We start from the raw sequence: 274 nt of genomic DNA, 5'->3' as shown, positions 1-274 counted from the left end.
CCGATAACCTGCTGATTACAAATCAGCTGCTCTGCCAATTGAGCCACATCGGCACAATACTTATAAACTGTATTATACACCAAATGTCAGAGTAAAGCCACACCAAATTGCCATTTTATTTAATTTTCTCAGTGACTCCAAGGGGATTTGAACCCCTGTTACCGCCGTGAAAGGGCGGTGTCTTGACCGCTTGACCATGGAGCCTAACATTTCCATAAAAAACTCCCCCTGTTGGACTCGAACCAACGACACTTCGGTTAACAGCCGAATGCTC

1 tRNA gene is annotated in these 274 nt (G+C 45.3%); it reads right to left on the bottom strand.

The window, feature by feature from the left end:
* Positions 1 to 132: 132 nt before the first annotated feature.
* A tRNA-Glu gene (locus tag LIZ66_RS18445) sits at positions 133 to 204 on the bottom strand.
* Positions 205 to 274 lie beyond the last annotated feature (70 nt).

Origin of the sequence: Blautia faecis, from assembly GCF_020554845.1 — a bacterium.
Lineage (GTDB): Bacteria > Bacillota > Clostridia > Lachnospirales > Lachnospiraceae > Blautia_A > Blautia_A faecis.
Note: the sequence above shows the minus strand (reverse complement) of the source record. Positions and strands in the feature narration are given on the sequence as shown.